The organism is Mycobacteriales bacterium, assembly GCA_035995165.1.
GTDB lineage: Bacteria > Actinomycetota > Actinomycetes > Mycobacteriales > CADCTP01 > CADCTP01.
In genome coordinates this window covers 22,727-49,237 of the sequence record DASYKU010000045.1, presented here as the reverse complement: position 1 = coordinate 49,237, position 26,511 = coordinate 22,727, and the positions used below count along the sequence as shown (strand labels likewise).

Sequence of the window (26,511 nt, the reverse complement as noted above, 5' to 3'; positions counted from 1 at the left end):
GGAGGCGGACGGCCTGCTGCGCCGGCATCTCGGGGTGGTCTTCGACATCGGCCACCAGTCCGTCGGCTTCGAGGACGTCACGGTCTCGCTGCGGAAGCTCGTCACGGCCGGCATCCCGGTGTTCAAGCTGCAGGAGGCGGCCGCGCTCTGGGTCGAGGAGCTGACCCCGGCGGTCGTGCCGGACCTGCGGGTCTTCACCGACACGATCTACCTGAGCCAGTCGGTGCTGCGGCAGGACGGCGAGGCCCGGCACTTCCTGCACCTGGGCGAGGCGCTGGACGCGTACGAGATGGACCCGCGACCGGCCGAGCTGCGGACGCACTTCCACGTCCCGGTGTTCCTGGCCGAGCTCGGCCCGTTCCGGACGACGCGGTCCTCGGTGCAGGACGCCCTGCGCCTGCACCGGGCCACGCCGCTGTCGGACCACCTGGAGATCGAGACGTACACCTGGGACGTGCTGCCGGCCCACCTCAAGACCGGCGACATCGTCGACTACGTCAGCCGCGAGATCGACTTCGTCCGGGCCGAGCTGACGTCCTAGCGGCTCGCGTAGAGGGCGCCCGTGACCCCTCCGAACGGACGCAGGATCAGCGAGGACCGCTGACCTCGAGGGCGAGCCAGCCGGCGAGATCGTCGATCTCGGCGCCGACGGACTTCGTCATCGCCTTGGTGAACGGGACGTCCTCGTGGATCGCGTCGACCCGCAGCACACCGGCCTTGCGGTCGGCGGTCGCATCGAGCTTCCCGACCAGGCGGTCGCCGTGCAGGATCGGCAGGGCGTAGTAGCCCCAGCGCCGCCTGGCCGCGGGCTTGTAGATCTCCAGCGCGTAGTCGTACTCGAAGATCTCGACCATCCGCTTGCGGTCGTGCACCAGCCGGTCGAACGGCGACAGCAGCGCGGTCCGCCCGGCGAACGGACCGTCCAGATAGGACGGATCGACCCGCCACTCGCCCTTCACGCCCTCGATCTCGGCCGGCTCGCCGACCTCGGCGACGTCGGCCGGCTCGACCGGGCACTCCGGCCCGCGGGCCCGGGCCAGGCCGAGCGCGCGCAGCCGGCGTTCGTTGCGGGTCCGGGTCGCCGTCTCCACCGGCACCGGGCGGGTCTCCGGGTAGATCCGCCCGGCCAGGTCCCAGAGCCGGTCGTTGCCGCGCCGCCCGGCCACCGCGACCTCGCCCCGCAGCACCATGAACTCCAGCAGCTGGCTGACGTTGCGGTTGTTCGTCCAGCCGCTGGACTTCCAGGGCCGGACGCAGCTGTCCGGCAGGTCGCGGGAGGTCAGCGGACCGCCGGCGCCCAGCCGGCCCAGGATGTCCTGGTGGCAGGCGCTGTTGTCGGCGATGAACTCCTGCCGCGGCCGCTGCCAGCCCTTCGGGTCGAACTCGGGCCAGCGGTCCATCTCGCCGCGGTAGAGCGCGACGTCCTCGGCCGGCCGGATCATCGCCCGCAGCTCCACCAGCTCGCGCCGGTCCAGGGCCGCGGCCAGGTCCGCGGGGGAGTACGCGGAGCCCAGCCGGCTCCAGGCGACCAGGTCCGCGCTCGGCGTCACCGCCGCGGTCGGGTCGAGCTGCAGCAGCGTCAGGTGCCGGACCAGCTCCAGCAGGCCCGCCGGCCGCTGCGCGTCGAGCAGCTGCGCCCGTACCGCGATCCGGCGCGCCTGCGCCCGCGTCAACCGATGCACGCTCACCCGGGCCAGCCTAGGGCGTGTCGAAGCGGGTGAGGACAGCGTCCATCTCCTCGAAGGTGGGGGGCGCCGGGAGCGGGCCGGGCGCGGGGGCCGAGAAGGCCTCCAGCAGGTACGCGATGAGCCGGGGCGAGGTCGTCGGGGCCAGCCCCGCGGTCGCGGTGACCACGCCCGCGTTGGCCATGAGCACCATCGGGAAGTCGTGCGGCGAGAAGTCCGCCCGCAGCCGCCCGGTCCGCTTGGCCCGGTCGAAGACCTCGACCGTCCGCAGGTAGGCCTGCAGCCGGAGCTCCTCGAACTCGCCCGCGCCCGGGAACGCCTGGGTCAGCACCTCGGTGAAGCCGCGGTCGCCGGCCTGCAGCGCGCAGACCCGCTCGACCAGCCCGGTGAAGCCGTGCCAAGGGTCCGGGTCCTCCAGCGCGACCTCGACCAGCGCGGCGAAGTCGCCCATCCGGTCGCCGAGCGCGGCCGCGACGAGCAGGTCCCGGCTGGGGAACCGGCGCAGCAGGGTGGCCAGGCCGACGCCGGCGCGGCGGGCGACCTCGTTCAGGGAGGCGCCGAGACCGTCCTCGGCGAACACGACCCGGGCCGCCTCGACGATCCGCTCCCGGTTGCGCCGCGCGTCCGCCCGCAACGCCGGCGGCTCGGCCGGGGGCAACGCTGCCGCACGGTCCTGGGTGCTCGTGTGCGCACTCACAGTGCACACAGTACGCACTTAACCGGAGTGGGTTGTCCACTTGCCCCGGCGCGTGCTTCCATTCGATCTGAACAACCCTCTCCACATCAGCGCCCTGCCCACGCGTTCGGGGGAGCCATGCGAGCACTGCACGTCCCGGCCATCGGTGCCCACGAACAGCTGTCGGACCTCCCTGTCCCCGAGGTCGTCCCCGGCACCGTCCTGGTCCGGGTCAAGGCGGCCGCGCTCAACGCCATCGACAACGTCATCGCCGTCGGGATGCTGGCCCGCCAGCTGCCCCGGGCGTACCCGGTGATCCTGGGCCGGGACGTGGCCGGCGTGGTCGAGGCGGTCGGGTCCGGGGTCGAGCACGTCCGGGTCGGCGACGAGGTCGTCGGCACGGTCCCGCTCACCCCGCCGCTGCACGCCGGCACCCTGGCCGACTACGCCCTGGTGCCGGCCTGCAGCGTGGTGGTCAAGCCGCCGGCGCTGTCGTTCGTGTCCGCGGCCGCGATCCCGCTGGCCGGGGCCGTCGCGATCGCGGCCGTCCAGGCTGTCGACCCCGCACCCGGGCAGACCGTGCTCGTCAACGGGGCCAGCGGCGGCGTCGGCTCGTACGCGATCCAGCTGGTCGCCGCCCGCGGGGCCGAGGTCCTGGCCACCGGCACCGCCGAGGACGCGGTCCGGCTGAAGCGGCTCGGCGCCGGCACCGTGCTCGACCACACCCTGGCCCCGCTGGTCCGGCAGGTCCGCGCGCTGCGGCCGGGTGGGGTGGACGCGCTCATCGACCTCGTCGCGTACACGGCCCGGACGATGCCGCTGGGCGCGGTGGCGGAGGGTGGCGTGGTCGCCAGCGCGCTCGGGGCCGCCGACCCCGGGACGCTCGCGGCCGCCGGGCTCACCGGCGCCAACGTCAGCGCGGCGGTGACCCGGGAGCTGCTCGCGCGGCTGGCCGACCAGGTCGCGACCGGTTCGCTCACGGTCGACGTGACCACGGTCCTGTCGCTGGACCAGGCCATCGACGGCCTGCACACGATCGCGGCCGGGCGGGCCCGCGGCAAGATCGTCGTCTCGGTCGCCGACTAGGCGGTCGAGTCACTCGCCGACGTCGCCGGCCGGGCCGGGGCCACCGCCGCAGACAGGCGGTCGGCCAGTCTGCGGACCTCGGCCTGGAGCTCCTTCGAGCCGAGCACGGTGAACGGCAGCGGGATCGCGGCGAGCGCGCCGGCGTACCAGTCGAGTTCGTTGGTGCTGCCGCGCAGCAGGCAGCTGCCCGCGTCGATCGGCTCGACCCGCCCGAGCGTGCGCGGGACCCAGTGTGCGACCACCTCGGCCGGGGCGTCGATCCGCACCTCGGTCTCGTACGTCCACCCGTCGGCCAGGTGCTCCTCCACCTCCCGCACCGGGTCCAGCCCGGCCGGGGGTTCGTAGGTCTCCCCGGTCGGTTCGCAGCGCAGGACCCGGTCCAGCCGCAGCACCCGGCGGGCGTCGGCGGTGCGCGACCAGCACAGCACGTACCAGCGCCCGTGCCGGACCACGACCGCCCACGGGTCGATGACCATCTCCCAGCTGCGGCCCTCGCTGCGGCCGTACCGGATCCGGACCTGGCGGCCGACCTCGCAGGCCTGCGCGAGCGCGGCGGTGAGCCCGGGATCCGGGCTGGCGGCGGCGTCGCCCGGGTTCTGGGCCAGCACCCGGCGCATGGCGTCGGCCGGCCCGGCCGCCGTGGAGGGCAGCACCCGCACGATCTTGGCCAGCGCGGTCGCCGCGGGGTGGTCGGAGTCGACCGAGCCGTGCCAGCCCTGCAGCACCGCCATCACCAGCCCGAGGGCTTCGTTCGTGCTGAACATCAGCGGCGGGACCCGGGCGCCGCGCCCGATCCGGTAGCCGCCGTACGGGCCGGTGACGGACTCGACCGGCATGCCGGCGTCGCGCAGGATGCCGACGTACCGGCGGGCGGCGCGGTCGGAGACGCCGAGCCGGCCGGCCAGCTCGTCGCCGGTGATGCCGGGCTTGGCCTGGATCGACTCGAGCGCGAGCAGGGCGCGGGCGGTCGGGTTCAGGTCGGGCGGCATTCGTGATCCACTCCGGGTCCAGGAAGCACTTCGTCCGGAATGGACAGTAGTCTTCCCCGGCATGGCGAGCAGGGTTCGACGGCACCGACCTCTCCGGAGCTGAGGTGGAGCTCGGGTTCAGCGGCGAGATCTGGTACTGGCGCGGGCCCGCGCCGTATTACTACGTCACCGTGCCGGCCGGCCTCTGCCGCGACATCGAGGACGTGTCCGGACAGGTCAGCTACGGCTGGGGGATGATCCCGGCCATCGTGACGATCGGCTCGACCACCTGGAGGACGTCCCTGTACCCCAAGGACGGCCGGTACGTGGTGCCGATCAAGGCCTCCGTCCGCCGCTGCGAGCACCTCGACGAGGGCCACATCCCCGAGCTGCACCTCTCCATCGACGCCTGAGCGTCAGGTCCGATCCGCGCCGGTCGGCGGGTCGAGCTCGGCGCGCAGGCGGGGCAGCTGGTCGGGGTAGCTGCGGGCCAGGAAGGCCAGCAGCTTCTCCCGCACCTCGCAGCGCAGGTCCCAGCTGGTCGGCGCGTCCACGGAGCTCATCAACGCCCGCAGCACCATCGTCGTCGGGGTCGTGTCGACGACCTGCAGCACCCAGTCCCGCCTGTCCCACAACAGCGAGGACTCCAGCACCCGCTGGAGCTCCTCCCGTACGGGTTCCACCGGCAGCGAGAAGTCCACGTGCAGCAGGACGCTGCCGAGCACCCGGGCCTCCTGCCGGGTCCAGTTCTGGAACGGCTTCTGGGTGAAGTACGTCGTGGGCAGCACCAGCCGGCGCTCGTCCCAGAGGTGGACCACGACGTAGGTCAGGGTGATCTCCTCGACCCAGCCCCACTCCTCCTCGGCCACCACCACGTCGTCGAGCCGGAGCTCGTCGCTGAAGGCGAGCTGCAGGCCGGCGATGACGTTCGCGAGCGTGGTCTGGGCGGCCAGGCCGGCGACCGCGCTGAGGATGCCGGCCGAGGCCAGCAGGCTGGCGCCGAGCGCCCGGACCGAGGCGAAGGTGATCAGCATCGCGGCGAACGCGGCCACGAAGACCACCGCCACGGCGACCCGGCGGACGACGATGACCTGGGTGTAGAGCCGCCGGACCCGCAAGTTGTCCGGCACCGAGCGGTCGTAGCGGCGCAGCGTCGCCTCCTGGGCGACCAGCGCGACCCGGGCGAACAGCCAGGCCACGGCGGCGATGAGCACCAGCAGCAGGCTGTGCCGGACCAGGTCGGTGGTGTCCGCGTCGGCGCCCCGCTCCGGCCGGGCCAGCAGCAGCGCGACCGTGAGCACGACCAGCCGGAACGGCAGCCGGCCGCGGCCGGACAGCATCGCCAGCAGCGGGTCGCGCCGACCGGCCCGGCTCACCACGACGTGCACGACGGTGGCGATGACGAGGGTCGCCACCAGGGCCGCCGCGCTCGCGACGGCCGCCTGCACCGGGTCCCATCCCACGCCCATCACCTCCGCCGGGCCGGGGCCGGGGTCGGCCGCCGACCGCTCGCGGCGAGTATGGGCGCGCGGGGGAGCAGGCGCTCAGGCGACCTCGATCGGTTCCTCCGGGTCGACGGTGAACACGGCGTCCAGGCCGAGCAGCGCCAGCAGCTGGCGGATCCGGCCCGACACGCCGCGCAGCCGCATCGTGGTGCCGGCCGCGGCGACGTCCCGCTGCGCGGCGACGAGCACGCCGAAGCCGGCGGAGTCCATGAACGTCACGGCGCCGAGGTCCACCAGGACCGGTACGCCCCGGTCGGCCGCGTCCACGAGGGCCCGGCGCATCCGGGGCGCGGTGTCGATGTCCACCTCACCCTGGACCTCGACGACCGTCTGCTCGACGGCGGGGACACTGCGAACCGAGAACGACACGCGACTCCAGAGGGGAGGTCACCGGCCGCCGCTGGACGGTGAGCTGAGTAAGGGACCCCGCCGGAGGCCCGCGATGACGCGATCCGCCGGTTCGGTCGTCCCGGTCGCCGCCGCCGGGTTTGCCGAGCCGGGCCCGGTCAGGCGGGTCGGTCCGGCGGCGCGGCCGCCAGGCGGACCGGCCGGGCGGGTCGGGCGGGTCGGCCGGGCGGGTCGGGCGGGTCGGCCGGGCGGGCCCGGTCAGGCGGGTCGGTCGGCCCCGGCGCCGGCAGGCGGGTCGTCAGACCGGGGGTGCGGTCAGGTCCAGAGCGCGGCGACCGCGGCGGCGTGGGTGGCGCCGAGGGCGCGACCGGCCCGGGCCGCGGGACCGCGGGTGGCGGGGGAGAGCGGGTTCGGGCCGAACGCCTCCAGGGCGGCCTGGTCCGGGCTGATCACGTACACGGCGGCCGGCCCGAGCGCGGCCAGGTCGGCCTCGTCCCCGCCCCACGGCTGCGACGGGGTCGGCAGCGGCTGCAGGATCAGCACCCGGTCGGCGCCGGCGGCGAGGTCGGCGTTGGTCATCGTGCGGACCCCACCGTCGACGTACCGGTGGTCCCCGATCGCGATCGGCGGCCAGACGCCGGGGACCGCGCCGCTGGCGGCGACGGCGTCGACCAGCTCGGCCCCGGACGCCCGGGTGAAGACCGTCCGCTCGCCGGTCCCGGCGTCCACGGTGGTGAGCAGCAGGCGCCGGTCCGGCCACACCGGCACCGGGAGCCGGCCCTTGATCGCGGCCAGCCGGACCGCCGGGGTCACTGTGTCGGCGGCCAGCGCGAGCGCGCCGATCCGGCGACCGGCGTCGGCCGCGTCGGAGGCAGCGGTCTGGGCCGTGGCGAACTCGGCGAACAGCTTCGCCGCGTCGACGTCGACCTCGATCTCGGACGTCGACGGCCGCAGCTGGGCCTCGTACAGCTCGTCGAGCGGGACGCCGCTGGTGATCTGGGCCCCGACTGAGGCGCCGGCCGACGTGCCGATGACCACGTCGGCGCCGAGGACCCGCTCGGCCAGCCCGGGGTCGGCGTCGGCGAGGCCGCGCAGGATTCCGAGCTCCCAGGCGATACCGGCGACCCCGCCGCCGCCCAGGACGAGCGCGGTGCCGTACGAAGCCTGCGGTTCGGTCATGGGCGATCACGTCCTTGTCGAGTGGGTCACCGTCCTCGATCACCGTAGGCGCGGGATACGACAGATCCACCGTTGGCACGCCTCCGTAACACGGACGAAAGTCGGCGCGTTTATACAGACGTCCACGGGGATGGCCCGGGCCGTGCGGGTGCCTGCCCGTTCGTGCCCGGATTCCGGGAGGATCAGTGAACTCACCCGCCAGTCCGCGCGACATCCGTGCCCTGCTGACCCAGCGTCTCGGCCGCCGCGGCTTCCTGCGCGCGGCCGCGGTGGTGGGCGGCGGCGCGGCCGCGCTGTCCGCCACCACCGGCACCGCCGCGGCCGGCTCCCCCGCCACCGGGACGGCCGGGTCCAGGTCCACCGCCCTGCCGCGGGAGGTCCTGCAACCGGGCCAGGGGCCCATCCCGGGCAGGCACTACCTGCCGTCGCTGCCGGACCAGGTCCGCTGGGGCTACGTCCCGGCCCTCGGCAGCGCGCCGGTGCTGCGGATGCGCTCCGGCGAGACCGTCACGGTCGACACCGTCTCGCACGAGGGGATCCTGGAGGACCAGGGCCGCGACCCGATCGCCTACTTCGGCTCGCACGGCGTCCCGCGCAGCCGGGTTCTCACCGACGCGATCGCGGTCGCAGCCGAGTACGACCGGACCACCCGGAACTTCGACGTCGACGGCCCGCACGTGGTCACCGGGCCGATCCAGGTGGACGGCGCCGAGCCCGGCGACGTGCTGAAGATCGAGATGCTGTCCTTCCTGCCCCGGGTCCCGTACGGCGTGGTCTCCAGCCGGCACGGCAAGGGCGCGCTGGCCCGCGCCGCCGACGGCTCGGCCCCGCCCGGGATCACCCTGGCCGAGGTGATGCCGCCGATCGCGACCGACGGGCGGGCCACCGCAATCCCCACCGAGTACGGCAACGTCTCGACGTTCACGCCGGTCGAGTCGCACCGGCGTGGCGCGGTCGGCGTGCTGCCGCGCGGCCGGCACGGGTCGGTCCGGTTCCCGCTGCACCCGTTCATGGGCATGACCGGGGTCGCGTTCGCGCCGGCGCCCACGCTGACCGACCCGAACCTCAACTCGATCCCGCCGACGCTCGGCGGCGGCAACATCGACATCAGCCTGCTCACCGTCGGCTCGACGTTCTACCTGCCGGTCTTCGCCGAGGGCGCGTTGTTCTACACCGGCGACCCGCACCTGGCGATGGGCGACGGCGAGGTCGCGCTGACCGCGATGGAGGGGTCGGTCCGGGCCACCTTCCGGCTGACCGCCTGCAAGCCGGGCTCGGGCGACGCGCCGTCGGTCGCGTTCGGCTACCCGTTCGGCGAGACCGGCGACGTCTGGATCCCGATCGGACTGTCCGATCCGGACGCGGCCCGGCAGGGACAGGTCAACGACCTGAACATCGCGATGCGGCGGGCCGTGGTCAACGCGTTGGACTTCCTGCAGGACGACCTCGGACTGGACCGCGCGGTGGCGTACGCGTACCTGTCGGCCGCGGTGAACTTCCACGTCTCCCAGGTGGTCGACCGCACCACCGGCGTCCACGCCTCGATCCCCAGGTCCCACTTCGGCTGAGCCGTCACATCCCGGCGCCGCCGTTCGTCAGACCGACCGACGCGACGTTCGAGGACGGGACGCCCATGCTCGGTCGGAAGGACTACACCGAGGACGAACTGGCCCGGGCCCGGGCCGCGGTGGACCAGCAACTGGCCACGTCCCGGCGGCTGGCCTCCGCGGCGATGGCGGCCGGCGAGCCGGACACCGTCGCCGAGCTGGAACGGCGGTTCCGCTGAGCGTCAGCCCAGCGCCGCCACGTACGCGGCGAACTCCAGCGCCGTCTCCAGACTGCCCGGACGGGGCGGTGCGTCCGGGTCCCAGCCGAGCGGACGGTCCTCGATCACCTGGGTGAGCAGCGGGCGCCAGCGCGGGTCGAGCTCGTCCCGGGCCCACGTCAGTGCCCCGCGCTTGGACGTCACCTCGGCCGTCCGCAGCGTGTAGAGCACCCGGCAGTACGTCGAGACCAGGTAGCGCTGGGTCCAGGCGATGTCGAACGGTGCCCAGCTCCGCAGGCCGGCCAGGATCCCCGGCAGCGCGGTCCGGGCCTCGGCCCGCAAGGACTCCGGCGGGACCGGGTCGACCAGCTCGGTGACCGGCGGCCCGGCCAGCGTGATGCCGTGCCGGTGCAGGATCCAGCGGGCGTGCGCGCTGTTGCAGTGCGTGTCCCAGATCAGGGTGCGATGGCCGTGGTCGTTGAACAGCCAGGGCACGCCGAGGCCGTCGACGCTCCGCAGCGACGTCACGTCCGCGTACGAGCCCTCGATGTTGCGCGGCCAGAGGCCGGGGCGGGTCGGGATCTCGTCGTGCAGCGCCCGCAGGCCGGCCTCGGCCGGGCCGGACGGTGGTGCGGTGGTGGCGACGATGAAGTCGCAGTCGCTGGTGAGGTCGCCGGCGCCGAGGGCGAAGGAGCCCTGCACGTAGGCGCCGACGAAGGTGTCGCCGAGGATCGCGCGGGCCGAGCCGACCAGGTCGGCCAGCAGCGCGTCGAGCTCGGGAAAGGGGGTGACCATGCGGAATCTCCGTACCCGTAGGAGGTCTGGGGCGTGTACGGGCGCGGCGGAGGCCTCAGCAGGACGTCGCCGCGCTCAGGCGCGACGGATCCGCAGGGCGTCGAAACAGGTCACGCGGTCACGATAGCCCCGTCGCCAACCGGGTTCGGGGAGGCGGGCGTAGCAGGTCTGGGGCCGAGCGCGCGGGGGGTTTTCGGCCGCCGGAAGGATTGTCGGCCCGCGACAGCCGTGGGATATTGCCCCCGAGATCCCTGGGGGTGTTCGCAATGGCGCGAACCATCACAGTCCTGCTCGTGCTCGCCGCGATCGCGGGCGGATCCGTCGCCGCGGCCGGGCCTGCGGCTGCCGCCGGACCGAACTGCCGGGTCCAGAACGCGGCGCTCGGCGCCTCGTACGGGCCCGACACCGGCGTCGCGCTCAGCACCGCCATCGCGGCGGCCCGGGCCGGGGACCGGCTGGTCGTCTCGGGCACCTGCACCGGGAACTACGACGTCACCACGGACCTGACGATCGCCGGTCTGCACCCCGGCGCCCGCCGCCCCGTGCTCGACGGCGGGGGAGCCGGCTCGGTCCTGCTGGTGGACTTCGCCACGGTGACGCTGACCGACGTCGTCGTGACCCACGGCCAGACCGGCATCGACAACTTCGGCACCCTCAAGGCGACCCGCCTGCTGGTCCGCGACAACACCACCGTGGGCTCGGGCGGCGGCATCCTCAACTCCGGGTTCCTCACGCTGGTCCGCTCGACCGTCGCCGGCAACCGCAGCACCCTCAATGACGGTGGCGGGATCTGGAACAACGGCACCCTGGTCACCTGGTCGACCCGCATCAGCGGCAACACCGCCGCCAACGCCGGTGGTGGCCTCCTCAACGAGGAGATCGCGGTCCTGCACGGGTCGACGATCACCGGGAACACCGCCACCTTCGGCGGCGGCATCTTCGCCACCTTCGGCGGCAGCAGCATCCCGACGCTCGACCACACCACGGTCACCGGCAACCACCCGGACGACTGCGCACCGGCCTGCTGATCCTCGGTCCGGCCCGGGACCGGCCGTACGAGGCCTGGGGCCGGTCCGGGCATGGCCTAGGGTCGCGCGGGTGAAGGTCAGCGAGGACGAGGTACGGATCCCGGCACCGGACTGCGAGATCCGGGCGGTGCTGATCACGCCGGCCGGGCCCGGACCGTGGCCGGGCGTGCTGCTCTACACCGACATCTTCCAGCTGACCGACTCGACGCTGCGGACCGCGCGGCGGCTGGCGGCGGCCGGGTTCCTGGTCTGCGTGCCGGAGATCTACCCGCGCGGCGAGCTGGCCGGGGTGGCGCTGGAGTTCGACGACGGTGGCAAGGCGGCCGGCCTGGCCGGGGCGGCCGCGACGACGACCGCGCAGTTCGACTCCGACCGGGTCGCGGTCCTCGACTTCCTCCAGCAGCGGGCGGACGTCGATGCGCTGCTGGCAGTGGGTTTCTGCATCGGCGGGCACCTGGCGTTCCGGGCCGCGTTCGACCCGCGGGTCTCGGCCACCGTGTGCTTCTACCCGACCGGCCTGCAGGACGGCGGGCTCGGCGCCGACGACCCCGGCTCGCTGGCCCGGGCCGCCGACGTCCACGGCCGGCTGATGATCGTGTTCGGCTCGCGGGACCCGCACGTTCCGGCCGCCGCCCGGGCCCAGGTGATCTCCGCGCTCTACGCGGCCGGCCGGGAGGACACCGAGCTGCACGTCTACGAGGGCGGCGAGCACGCGTTCATGCGCGACATCGGCGCCCGGCACGATCCGGTCCTCACCGACCTCGCCCTGACCGAGGCGGTCTCCTTCTTCCACGGCCGCTGACGCGACTCGATCTGCGCCGACCGGGGTAGGGGCACGGCATGACAGAGGACAACGAGCCACTCCGTTCGCCCGACCCGTCGCAGGGCGGCCCGGACATCGAAGCCGCGGTCGAGAACGCCGAGTCCGGCAGCCTGACCGAGGACGTGCACCACCCGGCCGCGCCGGGCACCGAGGAGGGCGAGTCGCGCCTGGAGCAGCTGCGGGAGGTCGACCGCGACGAGGACTAGGCCCGCCAGGGGGCGCGCCAGTCGGGGGCGTCGAAGGGCTCGGCGTAGTAGATGGTCTCGCGGGAGACCTTGTCGCCGCGGAACTCGTAGATTCCGACACCGTGGTTCCAGGGGCCGCCGTCGTACCGGACCGCGATCTCGGCGACCCAGACGTCCTCGCCGCCGCGCACCCGGCGGATCTCGAAACCCACCTGTGCCGGGTACTTCCGCCGCCACTCCAGGAAGTTCGGCACGCCCTCGAACCGCTCGCCCGACTGCGGGAACTCGAGGACCGCGTCAGCTGTGTAGATCTCGTGCGCCCCCTCGTCGTCACCCGCGGCACTGTGGTCGATGTAGTGCTGCAGTGCCGTACGGGCACCGGTCTCGTCCATGCTCCCGGACGGTAACGGCGGATCCGGCCGGATGCGACCGTGTCGCGTCAGGCGGGTTGGTGGGCGCGGGTACGCCGAAGTCGGTAGCGTGCCCCCACGGTGGTCGCTGCGACGCCGCGGGGCAGCGTGGCAGCCGAGCGGTGGGGGCCCGGATGGGGATGAAGGTCACGCGTACGGCCGGGGACGGTGGCGTGCGCATCACGGTCGCGGGCGAGGTCGACATCGACTCCGCGCCCAAGATGCGTCAGGCCCTGGACGCCGCGCTGGCCGTGGGCGACCCCATCGTGGTGGACCTCGCGGCGGTGACGTTCATGGACTCCTCCGGTCTGTCCGTGCTCATCGCCGCGCACCTGCGGGCCCGCGACCGCGGCCTCGAGCTCCGGCTGCGCGACGTGCCGTCCCGGGTGGCGGCGCTGCTGCGGGTCAGCGGCCTCGACAACGTCCTCGTCATCGCCGACCCCTCCGACCCCGGCAACTGAACGCCCGCCGGCCGAGTGCCGCCGCGACCGTCCACAGTGGACTGGTGGCCGCCGGGCGAGCGGGGTCAGCGGGTGGCCGTCCGTCACCCGCAGGACGTCAACGCGCGGACCGCGGTGACGCACGGCGCGACCGTCGGCACCGCCGCCGCCGGCGGTGCGGGGAGCGCGCCGCCGGGGCCGCGACCCGCCGGTGAGACCGGACGTGATCGACCATCCGCCGGATCGCGATGCCCCAGGCCTTTCCCGGGCCCGCCGAGATGTCAGCACGAATCAACGGGGAGGGCCGAGTAATGCCGTGGGCGGCACCTGGTCGCAGCACACCGACCGATCCGATCCGCCGCGAGGCGGCCGCGGCCGACCCGCAGCCCGGACCCCGGGCTCAGGAGCGACGCTAAACCGAGTTGAGGTACGGTTCGGGTGGTTGATTCGCCAGCCGCCGTGCTTCGTCCGCGTCGTTCTGGAGTCGCCATGACCCTTGCGATCGGACCGCCCCTCGGGCGGGACGGCATCCGGGAGATGTTCACCCGGATGGCCGAGCTGCCGGCGTCCGCGCCGGAGCGGGTCCGGCTGCGGCAGCGGCTGGTCGAGCACCACCTGCCGATGGTCCGCTACTTCGCGCACCGCTACGCCGGCCGCGGTGAGCCGCTGGACGACCTGATGCAGGCCGGCTCTGTCGGGCTGGTCAAGGCCGTCGACCGGTTCGACGTCGATCGCGGCCTGGAGTTCAGCACGTACGCGGCACCGACGATCCTGGGCGAGATCCGGCGGCACTTCCGGGACCGGACCTGGGCCGTGCACGTGCACCGCAGCCTGCAGGAGCTGACCACCGAGATCACCCGGTACGCGGGCGAGCTCACCCAGGAGCTCAACCGGTCCCCGAGCGTGGCCGAGCTGGTCGAGCGCTCCGGCCGGACCGAGGAGGAGGTGCTGGAGGCGCTGGAGTGCGCCACCGCGTACCGGGCGGACTCGCTGGAAGCGCCGATCGGGGACGAGCTCACGCTGGCCGACACGATCGGCGGCGAGGACCGGGCGCTGGCCGACGTCGAGCTGCACGAGTCGATCGGCCCGGCGCTGGCGACGCTGCCGGAGCGGGAGCGGCGGATCCTGCTGCTGCGCTTCTACGGCAACCAGACCCAGTCCCAGATCGCGGCCCAGCTCGGCATCTCCCAGATGCACGTCTCCCGGCTGCTGGCCCGGACGCTGGCCCAGCTGCGCACCCAGTTCGCGGACTGAGTCAGCGGCCGGCCGGTGACACCAGGCCGGTCTCGTACGCCAGGACGATGAGCTGGGCCCGGTCGCGGGCGCCGAGCTTCATCAGCAGCCGGCTCAGGTGGGTCTTGGCCGTGGCCGGGGTGACGTGCAGGCGGTCGGCGATCTCGGCGTTGGACCAGCCCTTCGCGACCAGGCCGAGGACCTCGACCTCGCGCTCGGTCAGCCCGTCCAGCTGGGGCGGGGGAGCGGCCGAGCGCGGCGGGCGGCGGACGTACTCCTCGATGAGGTGGCGGGTGACGCTCGGGGACAGCAGCGCGTCGCCGCCGGCCACGGTCCGGATGCCGGACAGCAGCGCGGCCGGCGGGGTGTCCTTGAGCATGAAACCGCTGGCGCCGGCCTTGAGCGCGGCGAAGACGTACTCGTCCAGGTCGAAGGTGGTCAGCATGAGGACCCGGACGGCCTGCTCGGGGTCGGCGGCCAGGATCCGGCGGGTCGCCTCGAGGCCGTCCATGACCGGCATCCGGATGTCCATGAGGATCACGTCCGGGTGCTCGCGGGCCGCGACCTCGACCGCCTGGGCGCCGTCGCTGGCCTCGCCGACGACCCGCAGGTCGGTGGCGGAGTCGACGAGGACGCGGAAGCCGCCGCGGACGAGGGCCTGGTCGTCGGCGACCACGACCCGGATCACGACGCATCCTGGGCGAGCGACGCATCCTGGGCGAGCGACGCGTCCTGGGCGAGCGACGCGTGCTGGGCGGGCGACGCGTCGTGGGCGCGCGACGCGTCCTGGGCGAGCGGGAGCCGGGCCAGGACCCGGTAACCGCCGCCGGGGCAGGGACCCGCGTCGAGGTGCCCGCCGAAGATCGCGACCCGCTCCCGCATGCCGACCAGCCCGTGCCCGCCGTCGACCGGCCGTGGGCCCGGGACCGGCCGGCCGGTGTCGGTGATCTCCAGCCGGACCTCGTCCGGCCGGTGGTCGACGGAGACGGTCGCGGCCGGGCCGCCGTGCTTGAGCGCGTTCGTCAGGGCCTCCTGCACGATCCGGAACGCGGTCAGATCGACCGGCAGCTCCGGCTCGGCCGGCGTGCCGGTGACCGTCGAGCTGACCTCGAGACCGGCCTCCCGGACCTGGGCCAGCAGCAGCGGCAGGTCGGCCAGCCCCGGTGCCGGGGACAGCGCGGCCCGGCTCTGGCCCTCCTCCCGCAGTACGCCGAGCAGCCGTCGCATCTCGGTCAGCGCCGCCCGGCTGGTCGTCTCGATCGCGGCCAGCGCGCGGCGGGCCTCCTCCGGCTGGGTGTCCAGGACGTGATGGCCGACGCCGGCCTGGACCGCGATCACGCTCATCGAGTGCGCCACGACGTCGTGCAGCTCGCGCGCGATCCGCAGCCGCTCGTCGACCACCGCGCGGCGGGCCCGCTCCTCGCGCTCGGCCTCGATGAGCCCGGCCCGTTCCTCCAACGCGGCCCAGCGGGCCCGGCGGTGCCGGAGGTTGTCGCCGCCGAGGCCGGCCACGATCGCCAGCAGCAGCGTGGACACCCAGGTCGAGGCCGTCGCGATCCCGTCGGGCTGGGCCCACACGGCGACCGTCAGCGCGATCAGGGTGGCGGCGAAGACCACGATCCGGCGGCGCCGATCCTCGGTGTGCAGCGAGATCGCGAACAGCAGCGCGAAGGCGTAGAAGCCCGGGTACGACTGGCTGTGCAGGAAGGCCAGGCCCAGCAGCGCGGCCAGGCTGACCGCGGCCGCGACCAGTGGCGCCCGGCGGTGGACCAGGTACGGCAGCACCATCGCGGCGGTGAGCACGGCGACCGGCGCGTCGTGCGGGCGCTGCCCCGGCTGCGGATCGCCCGCGGTCCAGGCCTCCAGCGCGAACAGGCCCAGCAGCGCGAGGGCGACGAGACCGTCGACGGCGACGGGCCGGTCCCGCGGGGGCATCCTCACGGGCTCACCCTAGGCACGGCCGCGCCCGCCGTCGTCGCCCCGACGGCGTACGCCCCGCGGCCGACGACGGCGGTCCCGGACCCGACCGGCGGACCGTCCGGGGTCGGCCGTGCGGACGAGCGGCGGCCGTGCGACCGACGGCAGGTGTCGGCCGGGAGCCCGACGACGCGAGGGCTCCGCCCGCCCATCGTGGAGACGTTCCCGTTCCCCTCACCCGGAGGTCTTCCGATGCCCGCCACCTTCCGCCGCCCGGCCCTGATCGCGGCCGCCGCGACCGCCCTGCTCGCGGCCGGCGCTGTCACCGTCGCCGCCGGCTCGCCCGCCGACGCCGCGTCCCGTCCGCAGGTGCTGCGGTTCGGGGTCCAGTTCAGCCCGTTCACGATCATCGACGTGCCGCCGCTGCAGACCGGCGACGGCGACTTCCGGCCCGGCGACTACACCGTCTTCAGCGACGTCCTGACCGACCGGGCCGGCCGTACGGTCGGCACCGAGGGCGGCACCGGCGTCATCACCAAGGTCGACTCCACCGGCGTGCAGCTGAACTACACCGTCAGCCTGCAGCTGGCCGGCGGGCAGATCACCGCCCAGGGGCTGGCCAGCACCGATCCCGGCAAGCACCTGGCGATCACCGGCGGCACCGGCCCGTACACGGGCGCCGCCGGCCGCTTCGACCTCACCGAGCTCGGCGACGGCACCGGCACCCTCACCCTGACCCTCGGCTGAGGCGCGACTAGCCTCGCCCGGGTGCGGGCGGAGGCCAGTGATCGGCGGCGGGTGCGGGCGCACGTGGACCGCGTCCGGGACGCGCTCGCGGACCCGCGCCTGCAGGACGCGGTCGCCGCCGCGGCCGAGCAGATCCCGGGCGACGGCCACCCGCGGGCGAAGGTCGAGACCGTGATCCCGGCCGACGTCGGCCGGGATCCGTCCTCGGGCGGCGGGCCGCGCGGCGTGCCGTACTTCTCCCGGGCGCCGTTCGTGAGCCTGGTCCAGAGCCACGTCGACGAGGCGCTGGCCGAGCAGCCCGCCCGCGGCCTCTGGGTCCGGATCGTCGCCGCGGTCGAACGGCTGCTGCACCTGGCGCCCGGCTCGTTCACCGCCCGGGACCCGGACTGGTATCTCGGGATCGCCCGTGGCGTGCTGGCGAAGCTCGCCGGCGGCAACCACGACTTCAACCCGTACCCGGCCGAGCGCGAGATCGCGGCGGACGCGCGGCTGGTCGTCGTCGGCGACTGGGGTACGGGCCTGCCGCGGGCCCGCGACGTCGCCACCCACATGCAGGAGGAGGTCCGCGCGGCGCTGGCGGCCGGCCGGCAGGTGCACGTGATCCACCTCGGCGACGTCTACTACTCCGGCCTGGACAGCGAGGACCGCGACCGGTTCCTCGCGTTCTGGCCGGTGACCGCCGAGCAGGCCGCGGTCGGCGTGACGTCCTGGTCGCTCAACGGCAACCACGACATGTACAGCGGCGGCTTCGGCTACTTCGCCACCCTGCTCGCCGACCCGCGCTTCGCCGCCCAGCGCTCACCGGACGGCGCGGCCACGAGCTTCTTCCGGCTGCGTTCCCCGGTCTGGGACTTCGTCGGTCTCGACACCGCCTGGGACGGCGACGTCGTCTCCGACGGCCAGGTCGGGGTCCTGGAGGACCCGCAGGCCGGGTACGTCGCCGAGGTCGCGGGGGAGGGGCGCAAGCTCGTCCTGTTCAGCCACCACCAGCTCGCCTCCGTGTACGAGACCGGCGACCTCGGCGACACCCTGCCGGCCAAGCTCGCGCCGGTGCTCGGCGCGGGCCGGGTCACCGCCTGGTGGTGGGGGCACGAGCACCGTGCGATCACGTACGAGGAGACCGGCGGGGTCCGGTACCCGCGCTGCCTCGGCAACGGCGGGGTGCCGATCCTGCCGGAGCCCGAGCCGCCGGCCGGCAGCGAGCCGGGCATCACCTGGCGCAGCACCCGGACGGTCCGCTCCGGCGGGAAGGCCTGGCGGCGCTTCGGTTTCGCCGTCCTGGACCTCGACGGCGACCGCATCGAGGTCCGCTACGTCGACGACGACGGCACCCTCACCCACACCGAACAGATCGTCTGACCGCCACGTCCGAACGGGCGCCCCGGGTCGAGGACTCCCCGACGCTGCCGGTGCAGCGGGCCACCCTGCGCGAGGCCATGCCGGTGTCCGACGAGACCGCGGACGAATTGCACGTCCAGGCGCGCGGTTTCCGCAGCGTCCTCGTCATCTCGACCTCGGTGCTGTCCGTGATGGCGATCGTGATCTGTGTCGTCGGCGCGATCGAGCCGGCCGCGATCCCGCTGTGCTTCAGCGACGCGCGGCGCCTCGGTCGTGCTGAGCCTCAACCAGCTTCCCAGCGGTGCGCTGACCGGGGTCGTGGGGCTGCTGCTGGTGCGCGGCGAGTTCATCCCTGGACTGTCCACACTGGACGACCAGGGCCAGATCCTGGCCCGGGCGGTCCTGCTCGGCTTCGCAGCACCTGGTGACCAGGTTCATCGACGACGGGGCCGAGCAGGTCATCGACAGCGTTCCGGACAAGTCCGGCCGGTCCGGGACCGAGCAGGGCGGTTCCGGTCCGGAGGACGGGTGAGGGGGTCAGCCCTGGACGATGAGGGTGCCGATGCCCTTCATCTGGGGGTGGAAGGTGCAGCTGAACTTGTACGTCCCGGGCGCGGTGGGCGCGGTGAACGTGGCGCTCTCGTTCTGGTGGATCGCCGGGGTCCGGAACATGCCGGCGTCGTCGGAGACGACGTCGTGGTCCACCGGGTCCTTGTTCGTGACGGTGATCGTGGTGCCCGGGGCGACCGTGAGCGGGGAGCCGAAGGCGAAGCTCTGGATAGTGATCGCACCCGCGGCGGTGGAGGAACCGCTGGACGCGCTGGTGGTGCTGGCGCTGCTGGGCGCGGCCGAGCTGGAGCCGCTGCTTCCGGACGAGCAGGCCGCGATCGTGAGCGCGACGGCGGCCGCGCCCACGCCGAGCGTGACGAGTCTCTTCATGTCCGGGAGCACGGGCCCGGTAGCTGACGCGGTTCAGCCGCGCGCCTAAGCGAACGCTGTGAAGACCCGCAGCGTGTCGGCCTCGGAGACGACGTCGGCGTACTTGGCCTGGAGATCGAGGAGGTTGGCCTCGTGCGGACGTTCGTCCCGGTCGCCGACGGCGTCGCGGACGACGATCGGGACGAACCCGTGCTGCATCGCGTCGAGGGCGGTGGCGCGGACGCAGCCACTGGTCGTCAGACCGACGATGACGGTGGTGTCGACACCGAGCGCGCGCAGGGTCGAGGCGAGGGAGGTGCCGAAGAAGCCCGACGCGTACTGCTTGAGCACGACGACCTCGCCCGGGGCCGGCGCGACCGCGGGCGCCGGCTCGCCCAGCGCGCAGCCCTCGTCGAACACCCAGAGCGAGGGCACTTTGCGCCGGAACAGGCCGCCGTCGAGGCCGCCGGGCTGGTACCGCACCCGGGTGTGCACGACCGGGACGCCGGCCGCCCGGGCCGCGGCGATGACCCGGGCGGCCGAGGCGACCGCGTCCTCGACGCCGGCGTAGAGCGGCGAGTCCTTCTCCAGGTACGCCAGCGCGATGTCGACGGCGACGACCGCGGGCGCGGCGCCGAATCCCAGCCCGGCGCCGAACCCGTGCTCGACGTACTCCGCCCCGAGGTCGGAGCTCACGCCGGGACCCCGGCGCGGAATGTGGGCGGCCGGGGCGCGGGCAGGCCGGTCTCCTCCAGGCACCGCTCCCGCAGCTCCTCGATGCTCGGCCCGTAGACGAAGATCTGGGTGTCGCCGCGCTCGGCCGTCAGCCGCTCCCGCAAGGCCGCGGTCGCGTCCGCGTCGGCGGTCCCGTCCGCGGCCAGCACCACGCCGTACCGGGCGGCGCCGTCGGCGGAGACCAGCCCGCGCCGGACCTCCAGCGCGACCAGCCCGGCATCCCGCGTGTACGGGTCGCCCCACCCGCCGCCGCCCCAGGTCACGTAGTGCAGCACGTCCCCGGGCGTGACCTTCACGTTGTCGCACTTGCTCGGCAGCACCTCCCGCGACCCGTCCGGCCGCGCCAGCCACTTGCGCGAGCGCATCCCGGGCTCGCCGCCGTTGACGCCCCAGGGGTAGGTGAACCAGCGGTCGTCGTGGATGGAGACGGTGCCCGGCTCCAGGAACCGGTAGACCACGTCGATCCCGTTGCCGCCGCGGAAGAACCCGGGCCCGCCGGAGTCCGGCACGGTCTCGTACGACTCGATCCGCAGCGGGAAGTACGCCTCCAGGAACTCGTTCGGCACGTTGGAGAACGACGGCCAGAGCGAGTGTCCGTCCGGCCCGTCGCCGAACGGCCGGCCCGGGATCCCGCCGAAGCCGATCTGGTAGAGCTGGAACCACTCGCCGTCGGCCCGGTTGCCGCTGTACATCAGGTGCGGCGAGGAGGAGAACCCGGCCGCGCAGAGGAACTCCGGCTGCCGCTGGCCGAGCAGCCCGCCGAGGATGTCGAAGATCCGGCCGAGTCCGTGCGTCCGGCAGGACAGCGCCGCCGGGTAGTCGGGCTTGAGCAGCGTGCCCTGCGGGATCCGGACGTCGACCAGCGGGTAGAACCCGTCGTTCCAGAGGATCTGCGGGTCGAAAACCATGATCATGTAGATCCCGAAGAACATCTTGTAGAGGTTCTCGTTGAGGTAGTAGTTGATCGACCCGGGCGACTGCGGATCGGTCCCCTCGAAGTCCAGGACGACCCCGTCGCCCTCCCGGTACATCGAGCAGTGGATCTTGTACGGCCCGAACCCCATCCCGTCGTCGCAGATGTAGTCGGTGAACGTGAGCGTCTCGTCGGCCGGGATCGTCGTCGCGATCAGCTGCTTCATCGCGTCGAAGTTGCGCTGCAGCAGGGCGTCCAAAGTGGACACGTACGTCTCCGGGCCGAAGCGGTCGCAGAGCTCGGCCACCCGGCGGGCGGCGGTCCGGCAGGCGGCGACGATCGCGTTGAGGTCGCTGCGGTTCCACTCCTTCATCCGGACCTGGTTGAGGATCAGGCCCAGCATCTCGGCGTTGAGCTCGCCCTTCTTGTACAGCTTGAACGGCGGGACCAGCACGCCCTCCTCGTAGACGGAGGTGGCGTCGGTCGGCAGCGAGCCCGGGACCTTGCCGCCGACGTCGGTCATGTGGCCGAACATCGCGGCCCAGCCGACGATCCGGCCGCCGTGGAAGATCGGCAGCACCACGAGCCAGTCGTTGGCGTGGCTGATCGCGGCGCCGCACGCGTACGGGTCGGAGGTCATGAGGATGTCGCCCTCTTCGACCGTCCCGTCGAAGCCGGCCAGGAAGTCCGGGATGGACAGTCCGAACTGGCCGACCACCATCTTCCCGTCCGGGTCGGCGATCAGCGGGAACTCGTCGTGCTGCTCCCGGATCCCCGGGCTCATCGCCGTCCGGAACAGCACGGCGTCCATCTCGTAGCGGGCGTTGCGCAGGGCATTCTCGATGATGTCGACGGTGACGGGGTCCACGTCCGCCCGCGCGAGCGGGGTCGTGGTGGTCTCGACCAGGGTGGCCATGGGTCACGCTCCCGCGGGGATCGGACGGATGAGGATCGAGCCGACGGCGTCGACGGTGCCGGCGTGCCCGGGCAGCACGAGCGTGGTGGAGTCCATCTCGGTGATCACGGCCGGGCCGGGGACGACGTTGCCGGCCGCCAGCAGCGCGCGGTCGTAGAGCTGGGCCTGGGTCCAGCCGCCGTCGACGTAGACCTTGGTCTCGCCGGTCCGGGCCGCGCCCGGGTCGGCGTCGCCGGTGGGGACCAGCGGTGCGCTCACGCGCGGCGGCCGGCCGGTGACCACCGCGCGCAGGTTGACCAGCTCGTGCTCGGCGTCGGAGGCGAAGGTGAACAACCGCTCGTGCTCCACGTCGAAGGCAGCGCCGACCGCGCCGAGCTCGACGCGGTCCAGGTCCACGTCGACCGGGACCTCGAAGCCCTGCCCGTGGTAGCGCACGTCGACCTGGTAGCCGACCTCCTGGTCGGCCCGGGCCACGCCCTCGGCGTCGAGCTGGGCCTGGGCGTCGGCGGCCAGCGCCGCCAGCTCGGCCGCGACCTCGGTGTCGGAGGTCTCGCCGAAGCGGCGGATGAACGTACGCGCGCTCTCGTTGCGCAGGCTCGTCGTCGCGTCCCCGTACGCGCAGAGCACGCCCGGGCTGGGCGGCACGATCAGCGGCCAGGAGCCGAGCAGCTTCGCCAGCGCGTTGGCGTGCAGCGGGCCGGCCCCGCCGAAGGCGACGAGGGAGAAGTCGCGCGGGTCGTACCCCTGCTGGACCGAGACCAGCCGCAGCGCGCCGAACATGTTCTCGTTGACGATGTCGATGATGCCGGCGGCCGCGGTCTCCGCGTCGGGCAGGCCCATCGCGTCGGCGACCGCCTGGACCGCCGCCCGGGCGGCGTCCACGTCCAGCGCCATCTCGCCGCCGACCAGGCTGGGCGGCAGGTAGCCGAGCACCACGTTGGCGTCGGTCACCGTCGCCGACCTGCCGCCCCGCCCGTACGCGGCCGGGCCCGGTTCGGCGCCGGCCGACTGCGGCCCGACCCGCAGCGCCCTGGTCAGCTCGGGCACGTGCGCGATCGAGCCGCCGCCCGCGCCCACCGTGCGGACGTCCACAGAGGACGCTCGGACGTTCAGCGAGCCGACCGTGGTCTCCCGGCCGATGCGGGGCTTGCCGTCCTGGACCAGCGCGACGTCGGTGCTGGTACCGCCCATGTCGAAGCTCAGCAGGTTCTCGAAGCCGCTCTGGCGCGCGACCCAGGACGCGCCGGAGACGCCGCCGGCCGGTCCGGACATGAGCAGCTGCACCGGCGCCTCGGTCGCGGCGGCCACCCCGGACAGCCCGCCGTCGGAGCGCAGCACGTGCAGGGTGCCGCCGATCTGCTTGCCCCGCAGGGCCTTCTCCAGGTTCTCCAGATAGCGCCCGACCGTCGGCCGGACGTAGGAGTTGGCCACCGTGGTCAGCGTCCGCTCGTACTCGCGGATCTCCGGCAGGATCACGCTGCTCAGCGAGACCGGGATGCCGGGCAGCTCCGTCGCGACCAGCTCGGCGATCCGCTGCTCGTGGGCCGGGTTGGCGAAGGAGTTGACCAGCGCGACCGTGACCGCGTCGACCCCCTGCGACCGCAGGTAGGCCAGCTTCGGCAGCAGGTCGGCCTCGTCCAGCTCGGTGACGACCTCGCCGCGGGCGTCCACCCGCTCGATGGCCTCGACCGTGTTCTCCAGCGCGGCCAGGGGTTCCGGCTTCGGCCAGATGATCCAGGCCGCCAGCCCGCCCGGGACGAACGAGCGGGCCACCTGCAGCACCTGCCGGAAGCCGCGGGTCACGATCAGCCCGACCACGGCGCCCTTCCCCTCCAGCACGGCGTTCGTGGCCACCGTGGTGCCGTGCATGACGTGCTCGATCTGGGCCGGCTCGATCCCGGCCAGCGCGCAGACCTTGTCGATGCCGACCAGCACGCCGGCGGACTGGTCGGCCGGGGTGGACGGGGTCTTGGCCCGGTGGGTCGCCCCGGTGTCCTCGTCGATGAGCAACAGGTCGGTGAAGGTGCCGCCGACGTCGACTCCGAGCCGGTAGGTCATGTCGTCTCCCGCGTCTGCAAGGGTCGGGGCAGGAAGGGTTCAGCCGCTGGACAGGGCGGCGGTCTCGGCGTCGGAGTAGCCGAGCAGGTCGTGCAGGACCTCGTACGTGTGCTGGCCGAGCGCGGGACCGGTCCAGCGGATCGAGCCCGGGGTCCGGGACAGCCGCGGGGCGACGTTCTGCATCGTCAGCTCGCCGAAGTCCGGGTCCGGGACGGTCACGAGTGACTCGCGCTCGATCATGTGCGGGTCGCTCAGCATGTCCTCGGCCCGGTAGATCCGGCCCGCGGGCACCCCGGCGGCGTCCAGCAGCGCCAGCAGCGGGTCGGCCCCGATCCGGGCCGACCAGGCCGCGATGTGCTCGTCGAGCTCGACCTGGTGCAGGCCGCGGGCGCCGTGGCTGACGTAGCGGGGGTCGTCGGCGAGCTCGGGCTCGCCCATCGCGGTCACCAGCCGGCGGAAGACCGAGTCCTGGTTGGCGGCGATGAGGATCGTCTGCCCGTCCGCGGTCGGGTACACATTGGACGGTGCGATGTTCGGCAGGATCGCGCCGGTGCGCTCCCGCTGGTAGCCGGCCACCTGCCACTCGGTGACCAGGCTCTCCATCATCGCCAGCACCGCCTCGTAGATGGCGGAGTCGACGACCTGGCCGCGGCCGGAGCGCTCCCGCTCCTGCAGCGCGGCCAGCGTCCCGATGCAGGCGTACGTCGCGGCGAGCGAGTCGCCGATGGAGATGCCGGCCCGGGACGGCGCCCGGTCGGCCTCGCCCAGCACGTACCGCAGGCCGCCCATCGCCTCGCCGATCGAGCCGAACCCGGCCCGGGGCGCGTACGGGCCGGTCTGGCCGAAGCCGGTGACCCGGGTCAGCACGAGGCGCGGGTTGATCCCGGCGAGCGTGTCGTAGCCGAGGCCCCAGCGCTCCAGCGTGCCGGGCCGGAAGTTCTCGATGAGCACGTCGCTGACCGCGGCCAGCCGGCGGACGGCCTCCTGGCCGGGCTCGGTCCGCAGGTTCAGCACGACCGACTTCTTGTTGCGGGCGACGACCGGCCACCAGAGCGACTGCCCGTGCGGCTTCTCCCGGCCCCACTGGCGCATCGGGTCGCCGGCGCCGGGTGCCTCGATCTTGATGACCTCGGCGCCGAGATCGCCGAGCAGCTGGCCGCAGAACGGCCCGGCCAGCAGCTGGCCGGCCTCGATGACCCGGATCCCCGCCAGCGGGCCGGTCATGACGCCTGCCCGAGGGCGCGGTAGCTGGACAGCAGCACGGCCCGGGCGGCCAGCACGTGCGAGCGCATGACGCTCTCGGCCCAGGCGCCGTCGCCGGCCCGCAGCGCGTCGACGATCTCGCGGTGGTGGGCGTGGCTGCGGGCCAGCGCGGCCGGCGTGTAGCGCCGATAGGTCTGCATCACCAGCGGCAGCTGCACCAGCCCGCCGAGCGTCGCGGCCAGGTGCGCACTGCCGGCCGCGGTCGTGATGACCGTGTGGAACTGTCCGTTGAGCGCGGCCAGCTCGTCGAACTGCCCGGCCGGCCGGTGGCCCAGGCTCGGGTCGACCGTCACCATCCGGCCGGCCAGCGCGTCGAGCTCGGCCAGCATCGGCTCGTCGATCCGGGCCGCCGCCCGCCGGGCCGCCAGCCCCTCCAGCACCGCCCGCAGCTCGTACGTCTCCTCGAGGTCCTGGGCGGTCCAGGTCCGGACCCGGGCGCCACGGTTGGGCAGCACCTCGACCAGGCCCTCGGAGCCGAGCCGGCGCAGCGCCTCCCGGACCGGGGTGCGGGACAGGCCGAGCTCGTCGGCGATCTCGATCTCGCCGAGCCGCTCGCCGAAGCCGTGCCGGCCGGTGAGGATGCCGGCCCGCAGCGCCGAGTACGCCCGGTCCGCCGCCTGCGTCACGCTGCCCCCTCGGCCTGGATTGCATGCAAAGTAGAACCGCGACGGGCTCGTGGGCAAGGTTTGGCCCGTTGTGTAGGCACCGGTGCATACATCGCTAGCATCGGCGGCGTGGAGGCAGGCGTCGTGCTGGCCGGTGGCCGGTCGTCCCGGATGGGCGCGCCCAAGGCCGGCCTGGAGTGGCACGGCTCGACGCTGCTGCACCGGACGGCCGCGCTGCTGGCCCGGACCGTGACCGGCCCGGTGCTGGTGGTCCGCGCGCCGGGCCAGCGGCTGCCGGCGCTGCCGGCCGGGGTCGAGGTAGCCGACGACGAGGCCGAGGGCCTCGGCCCGATGCAGGGGATCGCCGCCGGGCTGGCCGCGGTGGGGGACCGGGCCGCGGCCGCGTTCGTCTGCTCGACCGACCTGCCGTTCCTGCACCCGGCGTACGTCCGGCGGGTGCTGCGGGGACTGGACGACCCGGCGGTGCAGCTGGTCGTCCCGCTGGTGCGGGGGTTCCGGCAGCCGCTGGCGGCGGCGTACCGGCCGGGGCTGGCGGCGCTGGTCCGGGACCGGCTCGCGCGGGGGAGCCGGCGGGTGAGCGGGTTGCCGGACCTGGCCCCGGCCGCGCTGCCGGACGAGGACGAACTGCTGGCCGACCCGGAGCTGGCCCGGCTCGACCCGCGCCTGGAGTCGCTCCGCAACGTCAACACCCCGGCCGAGTACGCCGCGGCCCGCGCCCGCCCCGGCCCGGAGGTCCTGCTCGAGTGGGACGGCCGGACCCGCCCGGTCGTCGCCGCCACCCTGACCGAGGCCGTCGCGGGCCTGGGCCGCGCCCCCGGGCGGGCCCGGCTGAACGGCGTCGTGGTCCGGCCCGACCCGCTGCTGCCGCTCGTCACCGGCGACGTGATCGCCGTCGAACTCCAGATCCCGGTTGACGGGTGGGGTGGTACGGCGTAGGCACGCAGCGTCGGGGGA

29 protein-coding genes are annotated in these 26,511 nt (G+C 74.0%); 13 read left to right on the top strand and 16 right to left on the bottom strand.

What is annotated here, in order from left to right:
* The coding region (locus VGP36_07370) for a hypothetical protein (GenBank protein HEV7654543.1) at positions 1-541 on the top strand (541 nt) is incomplete at its 5' end.
* Between the two features lie 46 nt (positions 542-587).
* Here the strand turns inward: VGP36_07370 and VGP36_07365 are convergent.
* Together VGP36_07365 and VGP36_07360 are read right to left on the bottom strand one after the other, a co-directional pair.
* Positions 588-1,688 carry a crosslink repair DNA glycosylase YcaQ family protein gene (locus VGP36_07365; protein ID HEV7654542.1) on the bottom strand — a complete coding sequence of 367 codons (1,101 nt, stop codon included), beginning with the start codon at positions 1,686-1,688 and terminating at the stop codon, positions 588-590.
* A gap of 10 nt (positions 1,689-1,698) precedes the next feature.
* Positions 1,699-2,382, bottom strand: a complete 684-nt coding sequence (locus tag VGP36_07360; GenBank protein HEV7654541.1) for a helix-turn-helix domain-containing protein — start codon at positions 2,380-2,382, stop codon at positions 1,699-1,701.
* Positions 2,383-2,499: 117 nt separating this feature from the next.
* On the opposite strand from VGP36_07360, the gene VGP36_07355 reads away from it, so the two are divergent.
* Positions 2,500-3,447, top strand: coding sequence for an NADP-dependent oxidoreductase (locus VGP36_07355; protein ID HEV7654540.1), 948 nt, complete (start codon positions 2,500-2,502; stop codon positions 3,445-3,447).
* Here the strand turns inward: VGP36_07355 and VGP36_07350 are convergent.
* Positions 3,444-4,436, bottom strand: a complete 993-nt coding sequence (locus VGP36_07350) for a WYL domain-containing protein (protein ID HEV7654539.1) — start codon at positions 4,434-4,436, stop codon at positions 3,444-3,446. The genes VGP36_07355 and VGP36_07350 overlap by 4 nt on opposite strands.
* A 104-nt stretch (positions 4,437-4,540) precedes the next feature.
* On the opposite strand from VGP36_07350, the gene VGP36_07345 reads away from it, so the two are divergent.
* On the top strand, positions 4,541-4,828 hold the full coding sequence (locus VGP36_07345) for a DUF1905 domain-containing protein (protein ID HEV7654538.1): 288 nt from the start codon (positions 4,541-4,543) through the stop codon (positions 4,826-4,828).
* 3 nt (positions 4,829-4,831) lie between these two features.
* On the opposite strand, the gene VGP36_07340 is transcribed toward VGP36_07345, so the two are convergent.
* From VGP36_07340 to VGP36_07330, 3 genes are all read right to left on the bottom strand, one after another.
* On the bottom strand, positions 4,832-5,878 hold the full coding sequence (locus VGP36_07340; GenBank protein ID HEV7654537.1) for a mechanosensitive ion channel domain-containing protein: 1,047 nt from the start codon (positions 5,876-5,878) through the stop codon (positions 4,832-4,834).
* Between the two features lie 81 nt (positions 5,879-5,959).
* Positions 5,960-6,289: an STAS domain-containing protein gene (locus VGP36_07335; protein ID HEV7654536.1), complete on the bottom strand. Its 330-nt coding sequence runs from the start codon at positions 6,287-6,289 to the stop codon at positions 5,960-5,962.
* 294 nt (positions 6,290-6,583) lie between these two features.
* Positions 6,584-7,447 carry a patatin-like phospholipase family protein gene (locus VGP36_07330; GenBank protein ID HEV7654535.1) on the bottom strand — a complete coding sequence of 288 codons (864 nt, stop codon included), beginning with the start codon at positions 7,445-7,447 and terminating at the stop codon, positions 6,584-6,586.
* Between the two features lie 185 nt (positions 7,448-7,632).
* Between VGP36_07330 and VGP36_07325 the strand changes: the two genes are divergently transcribed.
* Together VGP36_07325 and VGP36_07320 are read left to right on the top strand one after the other, a co-directional pair.
* Complete coding sequence (locus VGP36_07325; protein HEV7654534.1) at positions 7,633-9,015, top strand: acetamidase/formamidase family protein; 1,383 nt, start codon at positions 7,633-7,635, stop codon at positions 9,013-9,015.
* Positions 9,016-9,080: 65 nt separating this feature from the next.
* On the top strand, positions 9,081-9,233 hold the full coding sequence (locus tag VGP36_07320) for a hypothetical protein (GenBank protein ID HEV7654533.1): 153 nt from the start codon (positions 9,081-9,083) through the stop codon (positions 9,231-9,233).
* A 3-nt stretch (positions 9,234-9,236) separates the two neighbouring features.
* Here VGP36_07320 and VGP36_07315 read toward each other — a convergent pair whose 3' ends face one another.
* Positions 9,237-10,007 (bottom strand): aminoglycoside adenylyltransferase domain-containing protein, encoded by a 771-nt coding sequence (locus VGP36_07315; GenBank protein HEV7654532.1) that lies wholly within the window; start codon positions 10,005-10,007, stop codon positions 9,237-9,239.
* Between the two features lie 266 nt (positions 10,008-10,273).
* Here VGP36_07315 and VGP36_07310 point away from each other — a divergent pair, with 266 nt between their 5' ends.
* From VGP36_07310 to VGP36_07300, 3 genes are all read left to right on the top strand, one after another.
* A complete protein-coding gene (locus VGP36_07310; GenBank protein ID HEV7654531.1) occupies positions 10,274-11,035 on the top strand; it encodes a hypothetical protein in 762 nt (253 codons plus the stop codon).
* Between the two features lie 70 nt (positions 11,036-11,105).
* On the top strand, positions 11,106-11,837 hold the full coding sequence (locus tag VGP36_07305) for a dienelactone hydrolase family protein (protein ID HEV7654530.1): 732 nt from the start codon (positions 11,106-11,108) through the stop codon (positions 11,835-11,837).
* A 38-nt stretch (positions 11,838-11,875) separates the two neighbouring features.
* Positions 11,876-12,064, top strand: a complete 189-nt coding sequence (locus VGP36_07300) for a hypothetical protein (GenBank protein ID HEV7654529.1) — start codon at positions 11,876-11,878, stop codon at positions 12,062-12,064.
* Here VGP36_07300 and VGP36_07295 read toward each other — a convergent pair.
* Positions 12,061-12,435: a nuclear transport factor 2 family protein gene (locus VGP36_07295; GenBank protein ID HEV7654528.1), complete on the bottom strand. Its 375-nt coding sequence runs from the start codon at positions 12,433-12,435 to the stop codon at positions 12,061-12,063. The genes VGP36_07300 and VGP36_07295 overlap by 4 nt on opposite strands.
* Positions 12,436-12,587: 152 nt before the next feature.
* Here VGP36_07295 and VGP36_07290 point away from each other — a divergent pair, with 152 nt between their 5' ends.
* On the top strand, positions 12,588-12,914 hold the full coding sequence (locus tag VGP36_07290; GenBank protein HEV7654527.1) for an STAS domain-containing protein: 327 nt from the start codon (positions 12,588-12,590) through the stop codon (positions 12,912-12,914).
* 468 nt (positions 12,915-13,382) lie between these two features.
* Positions 13,383-14,147, top strand: coding sequence for a SigB/SigF/SigG family RNA polymerase sigma factor (locus VGP36_07285; GenBank protein HEV7654526.1), 765 nt, complete (start codon positions 13,383-13,385; stop codon positions 14,145-14,147).
* Between the two features lies 1 nt (position 14,148).
* Here VGP36_07285 and VGP36_07280 read toward each other — a convergent pair whose 3' ends face one another.
* Together VGP36_07280 and VGP36_07275 are read right to left on the bottom strand one after the other, a co-directional pair.
* Complete coding sequence (locus VGP36_07280; GenBank protein HEV7654525.1) at positions 14,149-14,814, bottom strand: response regulator transcription factor; 666 nt, start codon at positions 14,812-14,814, stop codon at positions 14,149-14,151.
* Complete coding sequence (locus VGP36_07275; protein HEV7654524.1) at positions 14,811-16,061, bottom strand: histidine kinase; 1,251 nt, start codon at positions 16,059-16,061, stop codon at positions 14,811-14,813. Before VGP36_07275 ends, VGP36_07280 begins: the two co-directional genes overlap by 4 nt.
* A 234-nt stretch (positions 16,062-16,295) precedes the next feature.
* Between VGP36_07275 and VGP36_07270 the strand changes: the two genes are divergently transcribed.
* Positions 16,296-16,790 (top strand): hypothetical protein, encoded by a 495-nt coding sequence (locus VGP36_07270; GenBank protein HEV7654523.1) that lies wholly within the window; start codon positions 16,296-16,298, stop codon positions 16,788-16,790.
* A 21-nt stretch (positions 16,791-16,811) separates the two neighbouring features.
* The gene (locus VGP36_07265) at positions 16,812-18,149 is read left to right on the top strand and encodes a metallophosphoesterase (protein HEV7654522.1); all 1,338 of its coding nucleotides are present in this window, start codon (positions 16,812-16,814) and stop codon (positions 18,147-18,149) included.
* A 516-nt stretch (positions 18,150-18,665) separates the two neighbouring features.
* On the opposite strand, the gene VGP36_07260 is transcribed toward VGP36_07265, so the two are convergent.
* Genes VGP36_07260 through VGP36_07235 form a run of 6 tightly spaced genes read right to left on the bottom strand, consistent with a single transcriptional unit; the run spans position 18,666 to position 25,557 of the window.
* The gene (locus tag VGP36_07260) at positions 18,666-19,067 is read right to left on the bottom strand and encodes a cupredoxin domain-containing protein (protein HEV7654521.1); all 402 of its coding nucleotides are present in this window, start codon (positions 19,065-19,067) and stop codon (positions 18,666-18,668) included.
* A 45-nt stretch (positions 19,068-19,112) separates the two neighbouring features.
* A complete protein-coding gene (locus VGP36_07255) occupies positions 19,113-19,742 on the bottom strand; it encodes an isochorismatase family protein (protein ID HEV7654520.1) in 630 nt (209 codons plus the stop codon).
* A complete protein-coding gene (locus tag VGP36_07250; GenBank protein ID HEV7654519.1) occupies positions 19,739-21,610 on the bottom strand; it encodes a hydantoinase B/oxoprolinase family protein in 1,872 nt (623 codons plus the stop codon). The genes VGP36_07255 and VGP36_07250 overlap by 4 nt, the downstream gene beginning before the upstream one ends.
* A 3-nt stretch (positions 21,611-21,613) precedes the next feature.
* Positions 21,614-23,668: a hydantoinase/oxoprolinase family protein gene (locus VGP36_07245; GenBank protein ID HEV7654518.1), complete on the bottom strand. Its 2,055-nt coding sequence runs from the start codon at positions 23,666-23,668 to the stop codon at positions 21,614-21,616.
* A gap of 39 nt (positions 23,669-23,707) precedes the next feature.
* Complete coding sequence (locus VGP36_07240) at positions 23,708-24,892, bottom strand: CoA transferase (GenBank protein ID HEV7654517.1); 1,185 nt, start codon at positions 24,890-24,892, stop codon at positions 23,708-23,710.
* Positions 24,889-25,557 carry a GntR family transcriptional regulator gene (locus VGP36_07235; GenBank protein ID HEV7654516.1) on the bottom strand — a complete coding sequence of 223 codons (669 nt, stop codon included), beginning with the start codon at positions 25,555-25,557 and terminating at the stop codon, positions 24,889-24,891. Before VGP36_07235 ends, VGP36_07240 begins: the two co-directional genes overlap by 4 nt.
* Positions 25,558-25,665: 108 nt before the next feature.
* Here VGP36_07235 and VGP36_07230 point away from each other — a divergent pair, with 108 nt between their 5' ends.
* Positions 25,666-26,493 (top strand): molybdenum cofactor guanylyltransferase, encoded by an 828-nt coding sequence (locus tag VGP36_07230; GenBank protein HEV7654515.1) that lies wholly within the window; start codon positions 25,666-25,668, stop codon positions 26,491-26,493.
* Positions 26,494-26,511 lie beyond the last annotated feature (18 nt).